The organism is Palleronia caenipelagi (assembly GCF_007004065.1).
In the GTDB taxonomy this organism is placed as follows: Bacteria; Pseudomonadota; Alphaproteobacteria; order Rhodobacterales; family Rhodobacteraceae; genus Palleronia; species Palleronia caenipelagi.
Map to the genome: position 1 here is coordinate 1 of NZ_VFSV01000021.1, position 18,868 is coordinate 18,868.

Annotated in this window: 18 protein-coding genes and 1 pseudogene; 5 read left to right on the plus strand and 14 right to left on the minus strand. The window is 61.8% G+C overall.

Annotated elements, in window-relative coordinates; genetic code table 11:
- The coding region (locus FEV53_RS22115) for a transposase (protein WP_142835137.1) at positions 1–213 on the minus strand (213 nt) is incomplete at its 3' end.
- Between the two features lie 128 nt (positions 214–341).
- Here FEV53_RS22115 and FEV53_RS12190 point away from each other — a divergent pair.
- Positions 342–635 (plus strand): annotated as a pseudogene (locus FEV53_RS12190) (transposase); the annotation flags it as partial.
- Positions 636–637: 2 nt separating this feature from the next.
- Here FEV53_RS12190 and FEV53_RS12195 read toward each other — a convergent pair.
- From FEV53_RS12195 to FEV53_RS12210, 4 genes are all read right to left on the minus strand, one after another.
- Positions 638–3,103 carry a heavy metal translocating P-type ATPase gene (locus FEV53_RS12195; RefSeq protein ID WP_142835079.1) on the minus strand — a complete coding sequence of 822 codons (2,466 nt, stop codon included), beginning with the start codon at positions 3,101–3,103 and terminating at the stop codon, positions 638–640.
- A 105-nt stretch (positions 3,104–3,208) separates the two neighbouring features.
- Positions 3,209–4,327, minus strand: a complete 1,119-nt coding sequence (locus tag FEV53_RS12200) for an acetate/propionate family kinase (protein WP_142835080.1) — start codon at positions 4,325–4,327, stop codon at positions 3,209–3,211.
- A 63-nt stretch (positions 4,328–4,390) separates the two neighbouring features.
- A complete protein-coding gene (gene xsc / locus FEV53_RS12205) occupies positions 4,391–6,163 on the minus strand; it encodes a sulfoacetaldehyde acetyltransferase (RefSeq protein ID WP_142835081.1) in 1,773 nt (590 codons plus the stop codon).
- 36 nt (positions 6,164–6,199) lie between these two features.
- Positions 6,200–7,810 carry a GMC family oxidoreductase gene (locus FEV53_RS12210; RefSeq protein ID WP_142835082.1) on the minus strand — a complete coding sequence of 537 codons (1,611 nt, stop codon included), beginning with the start codon at positions 7,808–7,810 and terminating at the stop codon, positions 6,200–6,202.
- 114 nt (positions 7,811–7,924) lie between these two features.
- Between FEV53_RS12210 and FEV53_RS12215 the strand changes: the two genes are divergently transcribed.
- From FEV53_RS12215 to FEV53_RS12230, 4 genes are all read left to right on the plus strand, one after another.
- On the plus strand, positions 7,925–9,160 hold the full coding sequence (locus FEV53_RS12215; RefSeq protein ID WP_142835083.1) for a TRAP transporter substrate-binding protein: 1,236 nt from the start codon (positions 7,925–7,927) through the stop codon (positions 9,158–9,160).
- A gap of 101 nt (positions 9,161–9,261) precedes the next feature.
- Positions 9,262–9,930, plus strand: a complete 669-nt coding sequence (locus FEV53_RS12220) for a TRAP transporter small permease (protein ID WP_142835084.1) — start codon at positions 9,262–9,264, stop codon at positions 9,928–9,930.
- 1 nt (position 9,931) lies between these two features.
- Complete coding sequence (locus FEV53_RS12225) at positions 9,932–11,290, plus strand: TRAP transporter large permease (protein WP_142835085.1); 1,359 nt, start codon at positions 9,932–9,934, stop codon at positions 11,288–11,290.
- 11 nt (positions 11,291–11,301) lie between these two features.
- A complete protein-coding gene (locus tag FEV53_RS12230) occupies positions 11,302–12,084 on the plus strand; it encodes an IclR family transcriptional regulator (RefSeq protein WP_142835086.1) in 783 nt (260 codons plus the stop codon).
- 18 nt (positions 12,085–12,102) lie between these two features.
- On the opposite strand, the gene queE is transcribed toward FEV53_RS12230, so the two are convergent.
- The 9 genes from queE to FEV53_RS12275 all read right to left on the minus strand — a co-directional run bounded on the left by queE (position 12,103) and on the right by FEV53_RS12275 (position 18,857).
- Positions 12,103–12,813 (minus strand): 7-carboxy-7-deazaguanine synthase QueE, encoded by a 711-nt coding sequence (gene queE / locus FEV53_RS12235; protein ID WP_142835087.1) that lies wholly within the window; start codon positions 12,811–12,813, stop codon positions 12,103–12,105.
- On the minus strand, positions 12,810–13,163 hold the full coding sequence (gene queD, locus FEV53_RS12240; protein WP_142835088.1) for a 6-carboxytetrahydropterin synthase QueD: 354 nt from the start codon (positions 13,161–13,163) through the stop codon (positions 12,810–12,812). Before queD ends, queE begins: the two co-directional genes overlap by 4 nt.
- Entirely contained in the window at positions 13,163–13,864 is a 702-nt protein-coding gene (queC, locus tag FEV53_RS12245; protein ID WP_142835089.1) for a 7-cyano-7-deazaguanine synthase QueC, read from the minus strand. Before queC ends, queD begins: the two co-directional genes overlap by 1 nt.
- A 455-nt stretch (positions 13,865–14,319) precedes the next feature.
- The gene (locus FEV53_RS12250) at positions 14,320–14,616 is read right to left on the minus strand and encodes a trypsin-like peptidase domain-containing protein (protein ID WP_185962186.1); all 297 of its coding nucleotides are present in this window, start codon (positions 14,614–14,616) and stop codon (positions 14,320–14,322) included.
- A gap of 12 nt (positions 14,617–14,628) precedes the next feature.
- Positions 14,629–14,940, minus strand: coding sequence for a hypothetical protein (locus FEV53_RS12255; protein ID WP_142835091.1), 312 nt, complete (start codon positions 14,938–14,940; stop codon positions 14,629–14,631).
- Between the two features lie 710 nt (positions 14,941–15,650).
- Positions 15,651–16,064 carry a type II toxin-antitoxin system death-on-curing family toxin gene (locus tag FEV53_RS12260; protein ID WP_425465485.1) on the minus strand — a complete coding sequence of 138 codons (414 nt, stop codon included), beginning with the start codon at positions 16,062–16,064 and terminating at the stop codon, positions 15,651–15,653.
- A 14-nt stretch (positions 16,065–16,078) separates the two neighbouring features.
- The gene (locus FEV53_RS12265; RefSeq protein ID WP_246100802.1) at positions 16,079–16,327 is read right to left on the minus strand and encodes an AbrB/MazE/SpoVT family DNA-binding domain-containing protein; all 249 of its coding nucleotides are present in this window, start codon (positions 16,325–16,327) and stop codon (positions 16,079–16,081) included.
- Positions 16,328–16,438: 111 nt separating this feature from the next.
- The gene (locus FEV53_RS12270; protein WP_142835093.1) at positions 16,439–17,728 is read right to left on the minus strand and encodes an NAD(P)H-dependent oxidoreductase; all 1,290 of its coding nucleotides are present in this window, start codon (positions 17,726–17,728) and stop codon (positions 16,439–16,441) included.
- A 124-nt stretch (positions 17,729–17,852) separates the two neighbouring features.
- Positions 17,853–18,857, minus strand: a complete 1,005-nt coding sequence (locus FEV53_RS12275; protein WP_142835094.1) for an ABC transporter ATP-binding protein — start codon at positions 18,855–18,857, stop codon at positions 17,853–17,855.
- Positions 18,858–18,868 lie beyond the last annotated feature (11 nt).

The window sequence follows — 18,868 nt, forward strand, 5'->3', positions numbered from 1 at the left end:
CTTGTTCTCCTTGCGCAGCCGCTCCAGCTCGGCGGCATCGGCCTTCTGGCGGTGTTTCGCTTCCATCGAGCCGAAGGCCTCGATCTCCAGCCGCCAGGTTTTCAGCTGCGTGCCGGTGATCCCCAGCTCTCTCGCAACGCTGCCCTGCGTCGCGCCTGGCTCATGAAGCCGGTCAACCGCGTTCGATGCGGTGTTTGAACCAGTGGCGCACAGCGCATCTAACCTTTGAACTCATCCGTGTATTTCCGTCGATGCTGTCCCATGGCGTGCTCCTCTCATGGACAGGGGTAAAGTACCCCACTGTCCGGTGACAGGGACGAAGATCAGTTGGCCGGGCTGGCGCCGGACAGGTCAGCGATACTATCGGCGCACGGGCACGGCTTAGTGGCCTGCCAAGCGTCAAATGGCTCCTCGGGGATCGCGGCTATGACGCTGATTGGTTCAGAAAAGCTCTGCAGGACAAGGGGATACGCGCCTGCATCCCGGGCCGGAAGAAACGCAAGACGCCGTTCAGATCCGACAAATGGAGATACAAGCGGCGCAACCGCATCGAAATCATGTTCGGCAGGCTCAAGGACTGGGGGCGCGTCGCCACCCGCTATGACCCCTGTCCAAAGGTGTTCCTGTCTGCCATCATTCAGCGCCGCTCGTTCATCCTTGGGTCGATCCGACGCAAACGGAGGGCGTTGGTGAGGACTGATACCGAAGAGAGCGCCATGGCGCCTGCTGCAAAGACGGGCGATAGCAAGAGCCCGAAGGCCGGATAAAGAACGCCCGCAGCCAAGGGGATCAACGCGACGTTGTATCCAAAGGCCCATGCCAGATTTTGGCGGATGTTCGTCATCGTTCTGCGGGACACCTCGACCGCGTTGACCACGCCACGCAGATCGCCCGACATGAGGACAACATCTGCGCTTTCAATGGCGACATCCGTGCCAGTCCCGATCGCGATGCCAACGTCGGCATGGGCCAGTGCGGGCGCATCGTTGATCCCGTCGCCGACAAATGCAACCTTGCGGTTTCCGTGCCGCAGATCGTCAAGCGCCGCCACTTTCCCGTCTGGCAAGACCCCAGCGATCACATGGTTGATTCCGGTCTCTCTGGCGATTGATTCCGCGGTGGCCTGCTTATCCCCCGTGATCAGCGCGACTTCAAAGCCAAGCTCCCGAAGTGCGGCAATCGACGCCCGACTTGTCGGTTTGACCGGATCGCTCACACCGATCACAGCAGCCAGCTGACCATCCACAGCGGCATAGAGCGCGGTCCTGCCTCGGTGGGCCAGGTCACGCTCGACCGCTGTCAGCGGCGCCATCTCGACTGCTTCGCGGTGCATGTAGCGGTCGGCGCCCACTATGACGTGACGCCCTTCAACTATCGCAGCGACGCCATATCCGGTGGTCGAGCGGAACTCTGCCGCCCGTGGCACGTCAATGCCCTCACTTTCCGCTCCCCGGACAATCGCTTCGGCAATAGGGTGCTCGGATTGGGCCTCGACGGCTGAGATCAGTCTAAGAACCGTCTCGCGGTCGAAGTCTCCTGCCACCGCGACATCGGTCAGTGTTGGACGCCCTTCGGTCACGGTGCCGGTTTTGTCGAGCGCGATGACGTCGACCTCGGCCAAAGCCTGAAGCGCATCACCTTTGCGGAACAGGACGCCCATCTCGGCCGCCCTGCCCGTTCCGACCATGATCGAAGTCGGTGTCGCTAAACCCATGGCACAGGGACAAGCAATGATCAGGACGGAGACCCCCGCCACCAAGGCTAATGTCAGCGCCGGATCGGGACCCAAGATCAACCATGCGAGCACTGTCAGCGCGGCCACACCCATGACTGCGGGCACGAACCACATCGTGACGCGATCGACCAGCCCCTGGATGGGCAGCTTGGCGCCTTGTGCATCTTCGACCATGCGAATGATCTGCGACAGCGTCGTATCGGCACCAACCCGCAACGCTCTGACTGTGAGACTGCCAGTGCCATTGACTGTTCCGCCGGTCACCGTTGCGCCGGACGATTTGGAAACCGGCACAGGTTCTCCGGTGATCATGCTCTCATCGACATTGCTGGTGCCATCGACCACCTCTCCGTCTACGGGAACCCGCTCACCGGGACGAATAAGGACCGTATCCCCGGTGGTCAGAGCATCTACATCCGTTTCGACGAACTGCTCTCCCCGCAAGACCTGAGCGGTGCGCACCTGTAGTCCGAGTAGTGCCTGAATTGCAGCTCCCGTCCGGCCTTTCGCGCGCGCTTCGAGCCAGCGGCCAATCAGGATCAGGACCACGATCACGGCGGCGGCTTCGAAATAAACTGCGCGCACCCCTTCAGGCAACAGGCTCGGCAGGAAGGTCGCCACGACAGAATAGGACCATGCGGCGCCGGTGCCCATCGCAACAAGGCTGTTCATGTCCGGCGCGCCCCGGAGCAACGCGGGGATTCCTTTCGCAAAGAAGTGACGTCCCGGACCGAACAGGACCAGCGTCGTCAGCACGAACTGGATCATCCACGAGGTCTGTGTCCCGATGCTGTGCTGGATTGCCATGTGGAACGCCGGGATTAGATGCGCGCCCATCTCAAGAATGAACACCGGCAAAGTCAGAGCCCCGGCGAGCAGCACGTTCCGCCGGAGGTTCTCCGCTTCGTCGGCCTTGCGCTCGACGCGCGACTGGCTGGCATTCGCCCCGCTGATCTCGGCCGGATAGCCTGCCGCGGTTGCGGCCGCGGCCAGACCGGCGGGCGAGGTTGCGCCTTCGAGAAAAGTCACAGTTGCTGTTTCAGCAGCCAAATTCACCGCCACGGACAGAACCCCGGGAACCTCCACCAATGCCTTGTCCACGCGTCCCACACAGGATGCGCAGGACATGGAGGCCACATTCAGGGTCACTTGCCCGGTCCTCGCGGGATAGCCGAGATGGTCCAAAGCCTCTGCGGCATCCGCGAGGCGGTCCGGACGATCAAGGCTCAGGCGGGCCGTCTCGGCAGCGAGGTTTACGGAAACATCGGATACGCCGTCCAGAGCTGTCAGCGTTCGTTCGACCCGGCCCACACAAGATGCGCACGACATTCCGTCGATGCTCAGTGTCGCTTCAACTTGTCCGGTCATGATGATCGCCTTTTCCTTATTCGGACAGGATATAAGGCTTCCAGTCACTGGAATCTCAAGGGGGAGACGGCCTTTTTCTGCAGGCCCGTTATGCACCCGGCTGGATCAGCGTGCCAGTCTGTGAAGAGTCACCAGAATCTGGCGCTCCTCATTCGCAGGTTCCACGCAAATCTCCAGCGCGCTGCCGTCAGACCGACGAAGGAACGACAGACCCGCTGTGATACGGTCGCGCAGATCGGCAGCGTTTTCACCGATCCCACCGCTGAACACGACGCAATCCAGCCCGCGCATCGCAGCCGCCATTCGGGCAATCTCCTCAATTACCCGCTCGATGAAATAGGCGATGGCCTGGGCCGCCTCAGGGGCGTCCGAGGTGGCAAGGTCGCGCATGTCGTTGGACATCCCTGACAGGCCAAGCAGCCCCGACTGGTGATACAGAACGCGTTCAATCTCATCAGCGTCCGAGCCGTTCTTCATCAGATGCAGCAGCACGCCGGGGTCGATCCGCCCGCAGCGGGTGCCCATGGTGAGGCCGTCGAGCGCCGTAAATCCCATGGAGGTCGCCACCGACCGCCCCCCGGCCACCGCCGTTACGGAGCAGCCATTGCCCAGATGGGCTATAGCGATCTTGCGGTCTGCGAGAGGATAGCCACCGCGCTCCAGAGCATCGCAGATCGAGGCACAGGCGAGACCGTGGAACCCGTAACGCCGGACCCCTTCGTCGAAATACTGCCGCGGAAGGGCGAAGCTTTCGTGCACCCACGGTTTGCCCGCGTGGAACGCTGTGTCGAAGCACGCCACGTGGGTTGCCTCGGGGAATTGCGCCTGCGCGGTCTCGATCCCGAGAATGCCATGGGGCTGGTGCAGAGGAGCCAACGGGATCAGCTCGCGCAACGCGTGAAGCACCTCAGGCGTCACCGGCAGCGGGTCGTTAAAGTGTGTCCCGCCGTGGACGATGCGATGTCCGACGCCGGTGATGCGCAGCTCTGGCCGGAGCCGGGAGATGGCCGCGCAAAGCTCGGTCAGCGCCTCGCCATGACCAGCGGCTCCGAGGCTGCCCTGTACCTGTTTGCCGTACGCGTCACGGATCGCCAATGTGGCCGCATCCGAGCCCAACCGCTCGGCGCTGCCGGACAGGAGGATCTCCGCCGGGTCGCTGGCCTCGGAGAGCCCGAACTTCATCGAGGAGCTGCCTGCGTTCAGGGCGAGATACGCGTCGGTCATGGGAGGTGCCTTTGGGGACGCTAGGAACGACCCCCGACCCCATAGGGCCGGAGGCCGGGGAGTTTACTCTGCCGCCATGTCGCTCGCGTCGACGCCAGCGACGGCCACGGGCTTCTTCATCGCGTCACGACGGAAGGGTTCACCCAGTTCCTGATTGATCATCGCCTCGATGAGCGTGGTCTTGCCGTGCTTCATCTGGTCCTCGATGGCCTGTTCCAACGCAGCGGTGAGCTCGTCCATGGTCCGGGCGACGACGCCTTGCAAGCCGCACGCCTTGGCGATGCCCGCGTAGCTCACCTGCTCATCCAGCTCGGTACCGACGAAATTGTCGTCGAACCAGAGGGTCGAGTTCCGCTTTTCCGCGCCCCACTGGTAATTGCGGAAGACGATCTGGGTGACGGCGGGCCATTCCTTGCGGCCGATGGCGGTCAGCTCGTTCACCGCGATGCCAAAGGCGCCGTCCCCGGCAAAGCCAACCACCGGCACATTCGGGCAGCCGATCTTGGCACCAACAATGGCAGGCAAACCGTAGCCGCACGGACCGAAGAGACCCGGCGCGAGGTATTTGCGACCCTCGTCGAAGCTGGGATAGGCGTTGCCGATCGCGCAGTTATTACCGATGTCGGAGGAGATGATCGCTTCGCGCGGCAGGGCGCTCTGGATCGCGCGCCACGCCATGCGGGGGCTCATCCAGTCGGGCTTGGCGGCACGGGCGCGCTCGTTCCAGGAGGTGCCAGGATCGTCGTCTTCGTGATCCATAGAGGACAGCTGCTGTGCCCAGCGGGATTTGGTCTCGGCGATCTTCGCCTTGCGCTCCTCGCGGCCCGCATCCCCGGCCGTATCGGAGAGCTGAGACAAGATACCCCGGGCGACCTTGGCGGCATCCCCCACGATGCCCACGGAAACCTTTTTGGTCAGGCCGATGCGGTCAGGGTTGATGTCCACCTGAATGATCTTCGCGTCGGCGGGCCAGTACTCCATCCCGTAGCCCGGCAGGGTCGAGAACGGATTCAGACGGGTTCCGAGGCAGAGGACCACATCGGCTTCCTTGATCAGCTCCATCCCGGCCTTCGATCCGTTATAGCCCAGCGGTCCGGCAAAAAGCGGGTGCGAGCCGGGAAACGCGTCATTGTGTTGGTAGCCCACGCAGACCGGCGCATCGAGCCGTTCGGCCAGCGCCTGACTTGCGGCGATCCCGCCATCCGAAAGCACGACACCGGCCCCGTTCAGGATCACCGGGTTCTTCGCTTCGGACATCAGTTTGGCAGCCTCGGCCACGGCTTTTTCACCACCGGCGGCGCGCTCGAATTCAACGGCGGTGGGCAGCTCGATATCCACGACCTGCGTCCAGAAATCCCGCGGGATGTTGATCTGCACAGGGGCGGAGAGATGATGCGCCTTGCCGATCACACGGGCCAGAACCTCGGCGATGCGGGTCGGGTCGCGCACCTCCTCCTGATAGGCCACCATGTCTTCGAACAGCTTCATCTGCTCGACTTCCTGAAAGCCCCCCTGACCGATGGTCTTGTTTGCGGCTTGCGGCGTGACCAGCAGGAGCGGCGTGTGGTTCCAATAGGCGGTTTTTACAGCGGTGACGAAATTCGTGATGCCCGGCCCGTTCTGGGCGATCATCATGCTCATCTCGCCGGTCGCGCGGGTGTAGCCATCGGCCATCATGCCGGCGCTGCCCTCATGGGCGCAGTCCCAGAAGGTGATACCGGCCTTTGGGAACAGGTCCGAAATCGGCATCATGGCCGAGCCGATAATGCCGAAAGCATGGCGGATGCCGTGCTTTTGCAGGGTTTTGACGAAGGCTTCTTCGGTGGTCATCTTCATGGCGTGTCTCGTCCTTTCAAACAGGGTATTCCGGGGTCAGGCGGTGTGGTCTTCGAGGATCATATCCGAGGCTTTCTCGCCGATCATGATCGCAGGTGCGTTGGTATTACCAGAAACGATTTCTGGCATGATGGAACAATCGGCGATCCGCAGACCCTCAATCCCATGGACCCGCAATCGGGCATCGACCACGGCGTCGGGACCGGGGCCCATCTTGCAGGTGCCGGTGGGATGGTAGATCGTCGTGGAGAAATTTCGCGCCCACTCCAGAGTGCCCGCGTCATCCTCCATGTCCAGGGTGTTGTCGGGCCGGTAGGCAGCGGAAATCTTGCCCTTGAGCGGTTCGAACTCTGCGATCCTGCGGGCTATCTTTACCCCGGCGGTGACGGTCTGGCAGTCGGTTTCGGTCGACAGATACCGCGGGTGGATCTTCGGATAGGTGCGCGGGTCGGACGACGCGATCCGGATCTCCCCCCGGCTTTCGGGTCTGAGCTGACAGACCGACATGGTAAAGGCGGAAAACGGATGCACCCCCTCGCCCGGACTGTCCGCTGACCAAGGCTGGACGTGGAACTGAATGTCGGGCGTCTCCACATGGGGGCCGGTGCGCATGAAGCCGGTGGCAAGACTCGCCGCCATGGTCATCGGCCCGGAGCGGAAGAGCGCGTATTTCAGGGCAATGCGCGCCTTGTTCACCAGACTGCGCACCTCGTCATTCAGCGTGGGCTCGTTACATTTGAAGACCAGCCGGGCTTGCAGGTGGTCCTGAAGGTTTTTGCCCACGCCGGGCAGATCGTGACGCACCTCCACACCCGCTGCCCGGAGCTGTTCCGCCTCCCCGATCCCTGAGAGCATCAGGAGATGCGGCGAGCCAATGGCTCCGGAGGACAGCACCACCTCGCGCCCTGCTCTGACCCTTTGCTCGGTCCCTGAGCGGTCGCGATAGACGACCCCGGTCACCCGGCGCCCGTCGAAGGTCAACCGGCTGGCCTGCGCACCGGTGATCACGGTGAGGTTCTCGCGATCCTTCACCGGACGCAGGAACGCTACAGCGCTGGAGCAGCGCCGTCCTTTGTGAGCGGTCAGCTGAAAGTACCCGACGCCCTCCTGCGTGGCGCCGTTATAGTCGGGATTGAACGGGTAACCCGCCGCCTGCGCGGCCTCGACCCAGGCATCGCAAATGGGCCGCGACAGCCGCATATTCGACACCGAGAGCGACCCGTCCGCGCCGTGAAACTCACTGGCACCGCGCTCTTGCCGCTCGGACCGCTTGAAGAGCGGCAGCACCTGATCCCAGCCCCAGCCCGGATTGCCCATCTGCTGCCAGCGGTCGTAATCCTGTGGCTGGCCACGCACATAGAGAAGTCCGTTCAGTGAGGACGACCCACCCAGAACCTTGCCTCGCGGCCAGTCGAGCTGGCGGCCATTGAGACCCGGATCGGGCTCGGTGCGGTAACACCAGTCCACGCTCGGATTATGCATGGTGCGGAAATAGCCGACGGGGATGTGGATCCACGGATTCCAGTCCCGCCCGCCCGCCTCTAGCAGCACGACGCTGTTCTGTGGATCGGCCGAGAGGCGATTCGCGAGAACGCATCCGGCAGAGCCCGCTCCAACGATCACATAATCCGCAATCCTCTCCGCCATGTCCCGGTCTCCCCCCGAACCTCTGCGCCAAGAAATCTTTTTCTTGCCACGCAAGCAATAATACTATCATTATTGAGACTGCAAGTATCAATATTTGCGAACCGGGAGGAAAAAATGAAAGTATCAAAAACTCTGAGCCGCATCTCGCGCCGGGATCTCCTGCGCCTGTCGGGCCAGTATGGCATGTCGTCCGTTCTGCTCGGCGCTGGCGCCCTGACGGGCGCGGCGACGCTGCCGCAGCTCGCCAAGGCAGCCGAGCATACCGCGGAAAAGCGATTCGCGAAGGAAGCAAAGCACACGCTCAAACTCGGCGCGTCGGGCTTTAACGAGCGCAACCTGCTCATCGAGCGGGCCGGTGTTCTGGAATTCGCCCGCGATCTGGAGGAGCGCACCGAGGGCGAGATCCGTGTGGAATTCATCGGGGACAACCAGATTTGCGGCCAGCTAAACTGCGTCGAGAAAACCCAGCTCGGCGTTGTCGACATGTATGCGGCCTCGACCCAGAACTCCGCTGGCGGCGCGCCCTATCTGAACGTGCTGGACTACGCCTATATGTTCCCCAGCCGTGCCTCGCAGTATCATTTCCTCTACAGCCCCGAGTCGATGAAAGTCCTGCGCGAGCCGCTGGAGCAGCGTCACGGGCTGAAATTCCTGTTCAGCCATTGCGAACTGCGCGGCATCCAGTTGGGCCAGTCCTTTGCGGGCAAGCCGACGGTGACGAAGCTCGAAGAGCTGTTCGGCACGAAAAACCGCGTCACCGGCACCCAGCTGGGCCGGATTGCCATGCAACTTCTGAACCTCAACCCGGTGCCGGTCGCCTGGGAAGAAACCCTAGACGGGCTAAAGCAGGGCCTGATCGACGGTGCCGAGACCTGGGCCTCTGCAGTGGCCTATGCCAACATGGCGCCGGTGGTCAGCCAGTCGGTCGATCTGCGCTTCTTCTGCGGCACCGAGCACACCTCCATGTCCGCCAAGGTCTTCGACGGCCTCGAAGGGCACCTTCAGGACGCGGTGATGGAATCCGCCTATCTGGCGCAGGTCCATGTGCAGGCCGCCAATGAAGCCGCGCTGGTGAAAACCGTGGGCTTCAGCGATCCGCAACTGCCCGGCACGATCTTCGCCGAGAATGACGTGACCCCGGCTTTCCTCGCGGATGATCAGATCAAGATGGCCGAGGAAATGTGCTCGCCCGAGTTCAATCCCGATCCGTGGGCCCAGTGGCGCGACCGTCTCGATAAGTGGGCTGGTGGCATGGACACCTATCAGACGATCTACGACGTCGCCCGGCAGATCCCAGCGGACACGAAGCCCGAGAACGTCTCCCCCACCCGCTGGTGGCGCTCGGCCTGAGCAAAGTCAAAACCGGCCGGTGCGCGAGATCACGCGCCGGCCTTACCCGGGGCCGCGTGACGACGTGACCCGGATTTATGACCCAAAGGGAGGAATGGGGCATGACCGGACTATTTCAGGGTGCGGGAGAGATCTTCTCGGCCCTGGCCGACGGCGATTCATGGATGCTGAGCGAAGCGATGACCCAGCCCGCCATCTGGCCGCTGGGCCTGATCGCGATGATGGCCGTGGCGGTGCTGATCCTGTTCGCCTATCGCCTGAGCCCATGGCTGGAGCGTAATTTCGAGTCCACCGTCATGGTGGTCTCCTATCTGGCGATCGGCGGCATCATCTTTGTCGAAGTGTTCCGGCGGTTCGTCCTGTCGCAGCAGGCACCGTGGTCCACCACCCTGCCCCCTTTCCTGTTCCTGATCATGACGTGGTTCGGGTGCAGCTATAACGTCAAGCTCCGGACCCATCTGGCCTTTGCCGAATTTCGGGGGGCCATGCCTCGCGTCGGACAAATGGCCTGCCTGATCCTCGATGCCGCGCTCTGGATCGGGTTCTCGTGGATTGTCGTCGTCACCTCCACCCGGGTCGCGGTGAACTCGGCCTCGAATTTCCAGATCATGCTGGGCACCGACAACGTGATGCAATGGTGGTTTCTTGTCTCGGTCCCGCTGGCCTTTACCGTCCTGGTGGCGCGGGTTCTGGAGAACCTCTTGACCGACTTTGACAACTACCGCACCGGCGCGCCGCTCTTGCAGCAAGCCGTGATCGGAGGCGACTGACATGGCCGATTCAACCATCGTGACCCTGATCTCCATCGGCGTCACCGTTCTTTTCATGCTGGGCGTGCCGGTGTTCCTCGTCATCGGCTACTGGGTGATCGGCATGTCCTTTCTCCTCGGGATGCCGCTGGACAATATCGGCGCAGCGCTGGCGGATGTGTTCACCGACGGCTTTGCGCTGCTGGCCATGCCGCTCTTCATCCTCACCGGGGATCTGATCAACCGCTCGGGCATCGCAAGACGGCTCAGCGATTTTGCCTATGCCTGCCTTGGCTGGATCCGCGGTGGCCTCGCCATGGCGTCGCTCGGGGCCTGCGGGCTGTTTGCGGCGATCTCCGGGTCGAACTCGGCCACCACGGCCACCATCGGCTCCATGCTCCACCCGGAAATGGTCAAGGGCGGCTATGACGAACGCTTCTCCGCCGCCACCGCCGCCGCAGGCGGTACGGTGGGGATCATCATCCCGCCCTCGATCATCTTCATCGTCTACGGGTTCCTGATGAACCTGCCGATTTCCGATCTCTTCGTAGCGGGGATTATCCCGGGCACGATGATGGTTCTGGGCATGATGCTGGCCTGCTTCCTCGTGTGCTGGAAAAACGGCTGGGGCTATATCATCGCCCTCAGCCCGTCCCGGATCATCAAGACCGCCATCGGCGCGTGGCTGGGTTTCTTCGCCATCGGGCTCGTGCTCTGGGGCATCTACACAGGGAAATTCTCGCCCACGGAAGCCGCAGGTGTCACCGTGGGGTTCTGTGTTATCGTCGGGTTCCTGTGCCTGCCGCTCTATAAGCTCATTGGTGGCGCCAAGGAAAAGCCCGTCAGCGAGAAATCCTTTGCCGAGATGCTGGTCGTCGAAGGGTTCAGCCCGCTGGAACTGCCCTCGATCACCATGCGTTCAGCGCAGATCACGGGCATCCTCGCGCCGCTCATTGCCGTTTCAGTGGTGATGCAGCAGATCCTGTCGGTGCTGGGCGCGCAGGAAACCATCGGTAATTTCGTCACCTCCATGGGCGGCTATCACGCCGTGCTCTTCACCTCGATGGCCATCGTCTTCGTCGCCGGGATGGTGCTCGAAAGCCTGCCTGTTACCATCATCCTCGCGCCGATCCTCGCCCCTATCGCCCATTCGGTGGGAATCGAGCCGGTGCAATTCGCGGTGGTGTTCCTCGTGGGCGCGTCCATTGGCTTCATCACGCCGCCATACGGGCTGAACCTCTACGTGGCTTCCGGGGTGACGGGTGTTCCCTATTTCCGCCTGCTCCGCTATGCGATGGTCTACCTGGTAGCGCTGCTGACTGTCTGGATCATCGTGGCACTGGTGCCGTCGCTGTCCACAGCCCTGCTACCGCAACGGTAGGATGATACGCGATGGATGGGGATAAGAGTGCGACGATCCCGACCAATCTGCGTCTCTTGCTGGTGATCGAGGAAATCGCCCGGGCCGGGGTACCTGTCACCCCGACTGAGGTCAACGCTCACCTGGGCCTGCCCAAGCCCACCATCCATCGCCTTTTTTCTACCCTCACGGACGAGGGCTTCCTACAACAGGACATCGACGGTCGTACGTATTCCCCCGGCCCGCGTCTGCGTACGCTGGCCGGGGGTGTTTTGTCTTCGCTCCGGATCCGTACCGCCCGGCAAGCCATCCTGCGCCGGCTCAGTCGCGAGATCGGCGAGACTTGCAACATCGCTCTGCCCGACCGCGACGCGATGATCTATCTGGAGCGCGTCGAGACCGAATGGCCGCTGCGGATCCAGTTGCCCATCGGCACGCGCGTGCCCTTCTATTGCACCGCCAGTGGCAAGCTCTATCTCAGCAGTCTGGCCAGCAATCATCTCAAGAGTTACGTGGCCGCGACGCGTCTTGAAGCGCACACGCCAAACACCCTCACCGACCCCGACGCACTGATGGACGAACTGTCGCGCATTCGGTCTCAGGGCTATGCGCTCGATCGCTCGGAATTTATGGATGGAATGGTCGCACTGGCTGTTCCGGTGCAGGATCCCAACGGGCGGCTGATGGTCACCCTGTCCTTCCACGCGCCGACGCAGCGCTTCGACGCCGATCAGGCGCTCTCGTGCCTCGACAACCTCAAACAAGCTGCCGCTGCGCTGGCCGGACTGGTTGAAAGCGATATAGAACCCGCCTGATCGGACGCCGAAAGACGGTCAGACGCCGCGCTTGTTCCCCCAGATCAGAACATGAAGCTGCGGCAGAATGCGGGGGGTAAACCACCGGTCTTCCATAGCGAGTCCGGTCAACCACCCCAGTCGATCCGCCAGCGCTTGGGGATCGACCGGTATCTCAGGGTCCACCTCAGGATTCCCGGGCTGGAGATAGAGCGGCAGGTCCGGATGGCGCGCATGGGCGTCTTTGGCCCAGTCAAAGTCGGCTTGGTCAAACACGACGATCTTCATAACCGTGCTGCGCGCAGCGCGACCTGCCTCGACACAATCGGCAAAAACGCTCCAGTCCACGGTCTCGCCACTGGAAGGCGGCTTGGGCGACAGAACCAGTGTGTCGAGCGCGCCGAACCAGCCCCGGGCGAGCGAGCCCTGGGTTTCGCAGGCAAAACGGTAACCCGCCGCGCGTCCAAGTGCGATGACCGGTCCAAAGTCCTGAATTGCCGGGTTACCACCGCTGAGCGAAATCGTGACCGGCTGATCTCCGGACAGGTGCCGCAACTCGGCCCAGACGTCCTCTGACGACATTGGCGCCCATGTGTGGCGATAGCGGCTTTCCACGGCATGAAGACTATCGCACCACACGCAGCGATAATCACACCCACCGGCGCGAACGAACAGGGTTGGTTCCCCGATCAGAGCGCCTTCGCCCTGAATGGTCGGGCCGAAGATCTCGGCGATGCGCAGAACCGTCACGGGCGATATTCGGCCCAGGTTTTGGGCGTCTCGCTGACCTGTACGGCGCTCGTTTCCGGCCAGCGGGATTTGCACCAGTCGTAGAAATGTTTGGCCATGTTCTCTGCGGTGGACGGCACATCCATGACGTCGTTCAGGTGACGATGGTCGAATGTGTCATCAATATAGACCTTCAACGGCTTCAGATCGTGGTAGTCACGCACGAACCCATCCGCATTCAGCGTCTCTGAGGCCAGCTCGACCACCACGATATAGTTGTGCCCATGCAGACGGGCACATTGATGATCGTCCGGCAAATGGGTCAGTTGGTGCGAGGCGGAGAAGTGGAATTCCTTACGAATCCGGTACATCAGGATGCCTCCTTCGCCTCAATGGCCGTGGTCCAGTAATCGGGGTCGGCATAGGATGTGGGGTCTTCGACTCCCGCGAGATGAAACGCTTCTCGCCGCTCGACACATGTCCCACACCGCCCGCAATGAACGGCGCCACCCTTGTAGCAGGACCATGTCTCGGCGAATGGCGTACCATGTTTCGCCCCATCCGCAACGATGTCGGCCTTCGAGCGGGTGACGAACGGGGTATAGAGTTGCACATCCGCATAGCCGTCGAGGGCCTGACGCTGCATTGCGTCAAAGGCTGTTGTAAACTCGGGACGGCAGTCGGGATAAATAAAGTGATCTCCCCCGTGAACAGCCGTCGCGACCGCGTCATCCCCATTGGCCGCCGCGATTCCAAAACCGATCGCGAGCATGATCGCGTTTCGGTTAGGAACAACGGTGATACGCATGGTGTCTTCGGCATAATGCCCGTCAGGGACGTCGATGTCATCGGTTAGCGCGGAGCCCGTCAGGGCAGCGCCGATGGTCCGCATATCAATGAGGTGATGCGGCACGCCCAGTCGAACAGCGGCCGACGCGGCGTAGTCCAGCTCTTTACGATGGCGCTGGCCGTAGTCAAAGGACACGAGTCGGGTCAGCTGGTGCTCTGCGGAGACGATATGGGCCAGAGACACGGAGTCGAGCCCGCCCGAGCAAATCACGAGTGTTTTCATTTTTAACCCTTGTTTTGATAACCGGGTAGGCTGCGACCGGTAGGCTCGCTTACAGCGACGGCGTCTTCTCTGCAAGGGTCGCTCTGAGAGACGTCTCGTCTGAGACCGGCAGTGGTACTCTGGATGCAGGTCTCGTGTAGCGCCAGATCTGCCGTTTGCTCAGGTCGCTCAGCGTCGGGGATCCGTATGCCCCATCAGTCGCAAGAGAGACCCTGTGGGATCGCTACCAAGCGGCGATCACACTCCACGAGAACCGTAGTGGACGGCAACAGTTCAGCCGCAGCCTCAGGCGACCGCGGATCCCCCCGATCAACTTCGGTATAGGAGAGGCCATTTGCGGACAGGAAGAGCTTCGCCACAGTCCCGCGGACCGCAAATTTCACATTCTGCGCGATATCTCCCGTCTCGTCTGCGAGTGCGTTCAGCTTCGAAACGACAACGCCGATCACGGCATCCTAACTGTTGATCGCCGGTCCGCCGCTATTGCCGGGCTGCACCGGTGCGGAGATCTGGATGCTTGTCTCATCTCTGCCAAGCCTCTTCATCGAGGAGACGACACCCCGGCCCACCGTCAATCCGTCGAGGAGATCCCGCTCAGGAAATCCGGCAATCTTGATGTCGGCATTGAGCGCCACGCCGTCTCTCCCGAAGGGCAAAGCCCTTGCTTGTATGGATGCTGTGAATGCGAGAGCGGTGAGATTGAAGGTTGAATTTACGCTCTGGACCTGTGCTGGCTTGCCGGCACGCGCCACGATGCTGTATTCTTAGACCACATGCGGATTTGTCTGTGTAACACCGTCGTCGGTCACGAAGAACGCGGTCCACATTGATGTCTCGCCGCCGGCAGGGGCTGTCTCGGCCGGTTCTGCCACCACATCGGCGCGATGCTCGCCGGGAGCCTCGGCAATTTCCCACGCAAAGCGCGTCAGCAGCCCGGTTTCGACGCGTAGAAATTGGGTCGCCTCACCGATCTGGAGACTTCCCGAGACCAGAGCGACGTCAGGCTGCAGATCACGGGCCGCAATGATGACGACCGTTGACCATGGTCCCCCGATCCTGTTGCTGCGGGCATACATGAGTCAGCTGCGCGTCTCGACAGATGTTATTCAGATCTTTTTCGTCGCAGAGCATGTAGGCCCGCCAGGGTCGATCCGGAGATCGTTCCAGCCTATCGTGCAGCTCAATCAGAGCAGCGCTGCCAAGGTCTTCGAGAATGACCGTCAGATCCTTGTCGCGATGCATCCCGCGTTCCATCACATCGGCGCGCAGTGTCCGATCGAGCCGATCCAAGGGCAGGAGCATAGAAATCCCCAACTTCGGCGCATATTTCGGACGGCAACCTTCCTCCTCCATACGTGAAAGCGTCAGTAGCGTCAGCAATCCGACATGGGCATTGGCGGATTTCGCGATATCGAATTCCCTCCTGGTAAACCGCTCCAGCGCTGTTTGGCTCCCGCGGCCCCCAGATCCGTCAAAAAGACCATTGTAATCCCCTGTGAGTGCGATTGCTGCCTGTAAGAACCGCTTTTCACCCAGAGCCAGCGGCCGGGCATCGAACTATGCCGAGAGGTCTCCGGAGACGGAATATCTTCTGTCTCGCCACGCCAGTCGACCTCCCGCAGTTATTTTTGCCCCGTGGAACAACATGCATCCTGCGGGTAATGGACCGGCAGCTTTGCGGCTGGAGAGGATTGCGCCAGCCGCCTCCGCCAGCACAACATCCTCCGCAGTGGCATACCGGCCGTTCTCGCTGAGCGATACTAAAGCCAGGTTGGCCCGCCACCGGTCAACCCCGGGAGTCACGCTCCGGGTGACTTCGGTGTCGGTCCGTCCGCGAGGCGGACCACAAGTCGCGGAGCAGATCTGCGACATCCGCTTCGGCGATCAGGTCGGCCGCCAGGTCTTCCATCATCCGGACGCCCTCACCCGGATCAGGTCGAAGAGCGATGCCGTTCAATCGCAGGAAGGTAAAAGCGGCAACGAAAGCGGTCCGTTTGTTTCCGTCGACGAAAGCGTGAGCCTTGGCGATCCCGTAGGCATACGCCGCTGCAAGGTCGAAGACATCCGGTGTCTCATAGGTGGCGAGATTGACGGCCCGCATGCAGCCCATCTCCAGCAATGCCGTATCACGCGTCCCGGGCGCGCCGCCGTGCCGCGCGATCTGGCGGTCGTGGACAATGTGCAGGGCAGCCAAGGGCACCCACACCCAGGATGTCATGCAAGAGCCTGAAGCAGCTCGCGGTTCTCATCCATAACCACCTCTGCGGCAGCCAGCGCAGACTGTAATTCCGGGTTCTCCGTCATCAGCTTCAACCCGCCATCATCCGTGCGAACAACGTACAGAGTATCGCCTTCCTTGGCATCAAGGAGCGCGAGCATATCAGCGGTCAGGGTCATCACGGCGGAATTCCCGACCTTGCGGATCTTCGACTGAATCATGGAACGCCCCTTAAGTTTATACATCTGTATATCCAAATAGGGCGCATGTCGTCAACTGTCCGTGCTTGAGCCATGCGTGACCGACACTTGCATCAAGAGCTCTGTCCAACTGGCAGAGCTGAGAGAGGATGATTGTCAGGCACCCATCGCGGCGCGGTACATTTTCAGCGTGGGATCATCTCCGAGATCGACGTCATCCAAAGTCAGCATCCCACCGACTTTGATGTTCCGTTTCAGACAGACCCCGTGCGCGAGGCCAATGGGCAGCGCGTGACCGGCCTTCGCCCGAGGCATGGCACGGCCCCACACAGTATATCCGCCCTCTCCATCAAGAGTTTCGCCAGCGGTCAGATCCCGCTTTGCCACAGACGCGACAGTGCCGCGCATCTCACGCGCCTGCCCCGTCGGCTCACACCGCAAAGCAGCGCTCAAGACCGAGACCGACAGTTCCAGCCCGATCAGGTGAAAGGGCTTATACATGGCGGCAAACCGACCCGTCGCGTCGGTAGGCAAGCCATACTGGCGAAAGCACGCGGCCGCATAATCGTTGGGCGCCTCGATGACGACATAGACGCCCCAGCGCAGATCCCGAAACACCGGCCGACCATCGCGTTCCAGCGAGGACACGGTTTCGACCAATCCCCGCCGCTCGAGCTGTCCGCCAAGATCACGGGGGCGCAGGACATGGGCGAGATCATCGACACCGCAGGGTGGAAAGCTCAGCCCGTCATCGGGCACATCCAACCCACAGGCATTGGCGATCGCCACCATCTCGATAGCGCTCTTGGTCCCGTCGAGAAAGGAATTGAACATCTGGGGGTTCATCCCGGCCCCCTGCGCCTCACCTGGAGTGAGCCCGTAATGGGTCCAGACCGTGTCCGGGGTCACCGCGTGATAGGCTGGCAGGTATTTGGTGCCTTTGCCTGCTGCGGCGACGTGAAACCCCGATGCACGCGCCCAGTCCACCATCTCGGAGACCAGCGCGGGTTGGTCGCCATAGGCCATGGAATAACAAAGACCGGCCGCACGGGCTTGCTGCGCAAGGAGCGGCCCAACCAGCACGTCGGCCTCAACGTTGACCATGACCACATGTTTGCCCCCCGACAGAGCCGCCTCCGCGTGGTCGATGCCGGCACGGGGATTACCGGTGGCTTCGATCACCACGTCTACATCATCTGACCACGCGAGGGCTTTGCCATCCTCCACAAACCGGGTCGCTGCAATGCGATCATCGTCCCAGCCCACGTTCCGACACGCCGCTTGCGCCCGATCAGGAGATAGATCGGCAATGACGCTGACCTCAAGACCCGGAATCGTCGGGACCTGACTGAGGAACATCGAACCGAATTTACCACTCCCGATCAACCCGGCCCGAATGGGACGACCACGGTCTTCGGCCTCTCGGGCTAATCTGGCTAGGTTCATCTCTTCCTCCGCGTGACGGGCTGCTCGGACCGAGGATACGGTGCCCAAGGTGATCTGTCACACGCAAAGAAAAAACGCCGCCCGAAGCAACCCGGGCGGCGTGGGGGACTGAGCTCTGACGGGATCAGTTGATCCGAAGACCGTCGGCCCCAAACTTGTGCAATTTGTCCAGCTGAGGCGTCAGATAGATGTCGTCGCCGTGGCTGACCTGAATGTCGCCGTTGATGCGAACCGTTACCAGGTCGGCCAGACCCGTGTCGTGGATGTGGAGGAACGTGTCAGAGCCCAGATGCTCGGCCACGCCCACACGGCCTTTCCAGGTGCCCTCGGTGGTGCTCACATCAATATGCTCGGGTCGGATGCCAACGGTGGTGGCCCCGTGCTTTTGAGCCTCAGCGCCAGTGACGAGGTTCATCTTGGGAGAGCCGATGAAGCCTGCCACGAACTCGTTGCGCGGGTTGTGGTAGAGGTCGAGCGGGCTACCCACCTGCTCGATATTGCCCGCGCGCAGGACGACGATCTTGTCAGCCATGGTCATGGCTTCGACCTGATCGTGCGTCACGTAGATCATCGTGGTCTTCAGGCGCTTGTGCAGCTCGCTGATCTCAAGCCGCATTCCCACGCGGAGCGCGGCATCGAGGTTCGACAGCGGTTCGTCGAAGAGGAACGCCGCCGGTTCGCGGACTATAGCCCGACCAATGGCCACACGCTGACGCTGACCGCCCGAAAGCTGGCCGGGACGCCGGTCCAGATAATCGGTGAGGTTCAGGGCTTTGGCTGCGCTCTCAATGCGCCGGTTCTGCTCGGCCTCGTCAATGCCCGCCATTTTCATCGGGAAGGCAATGTTCTTGCGCACCGACATATGCGGATAGAGGGCGTAGGACTGGAACACCATCGCCAGACCGCGCTTGGCGGGCGGCACGTTCGTTGCGTCCTGACCATCGATCTGGATCTGCCCGCTGGAAATGTCTTCGAGACCGGCGATCAGACGCAGAAGGGTGGATTTACCGCAGCCCGACGGACCAACAAAGACCGTGAACTCCCCGTCTTCGATGGTGAGATCCAGCGGCGGGATCACATTGACGTCGCCAAAAGACTTCGTGACTTGATTCAGTTTAATTTGTCCCATGGATCTAGGTC